Source organism: Vibrio sp. 10N.286.46.A8, assembly GCF_041470165.1.
Lineage (GTDB): Bacteria > Pseudomonadota > Gammaproteobacteria > Enterobacterales > Vibrionaceae > Vibrio > Vibrio tasmaniensis_A.
Genome location: NZ_JBFRLX010000328.1, coordinates 1 through 1,244 on the forward strand (window position 1 = coordinate 1; position 1,244 = coordinate 1,244).

At 38.7% G+C, this 1,244-nt stretch carries 1 pseudogene; it reads right to left on the bottom strand.

From position 1 onward, the window contains the following. A pseudogene (locus tag AB4232_RS22090) lies at positions 1-544 on the bottom strand (GGDEF domain-containing protein); the annotation flags it as partial. Between the last annotated feature and the right edge of the window lie 700 nt (positions 545-1,244).

Below are 1,244 nucleotides of genomic sequence, written 5' to 3' on the forward strand. Positions count from 1 at the left end.
CTACGGCGCTATTAGTAATAGGGTGGTTGTAATAGTCGATCCACCATAAAGGGACATTGAAATAATCTAAGTCGATGTGTTTTCTATCGGGTAACGAGAAATCTAAACGATTGAACTTATTAGACATAGCGTCACCTTGAACGCTGTAATTCTCGTCGTAATTTCGAATGTAAAAGCGAAACCTTGGCTGTTCTTGGCCTTCGTAATCCATATTGATGGTCACTGAGTCATACACTGAGAGATCCAGACCTTTACCTTCCGTAGAGATAACGAACTCAATCTCACAGAATGGCGAGCTATAGGTACGCTTAAAGTCACACTGTAACTCAATGGTGTCTTCTGACTTATACAGCACCCCTTTGGTGCCACCATTATGTTCTTGGTCAGTGTTAACGAGTGTAGGGAATCTATCTGGAGTGATAACGTAGTTTTGATCCATGATCATATGGTAAGAGATAAACGACAGTAGAGTGGCAGCGAGGCAAAAAACCGAAAGGAATATATTGATTTGCCTGAATACGTTGTCGCTCAAAATGTTAATCATCCATACATGTAACTTTGTGGTTATGCGTGATGTCACCGCAAACAGAGATTCTATCGAGTATTCACATTCGAACCCAATAGTTAAAATTGAATTGAAGATTATACAGAAAAGTTAATGATTAAACTGATTTTTAGAACGAATTCTGTACGCATGGCGTTGGTTTTGAATGTTATTCGCGCGATAAGTGTGGTTTTTGCGGGGGTACTAATTTAACTGTGTGTTTATACAGTTAAATTTAAAGTCGCTCGGTTTGTTGTCATCAGAGTAGTGTGTGCGAGTTTTATGGCTTGCTGTGATAACGAGTCACGAGTCCGCTGTTACTGTCCATCAATTAAAGTGGAGGGCGGTTATGTTGCAGTGTCACTTTTCAAGCTTAATTTTATCCCAACACTTTGTTAGCTATTTAATCTTTCGTAGCACTCATTTTGTCTTTCATTGCCAATTACGCTCTATGGTGCGATACCTACTTGAATACTACGCATCTCGATGGAAACGAAAATTGGAGGTCTCCAATGGCTAGAAAGGTTATAAATGCAAAGTCCAAAATCAAATGGCCAGCTAAAGCCGAACTCGATCAATGAGTTCGGCTTTTTATATAAGACAAGGAAGTTGGACAAAATACTATCCGGTTAAATTCCTTTGTGATATAAGGTGATAAGCAACAAGATCACTATTGTTAGATGTATAATTAAACTATCTA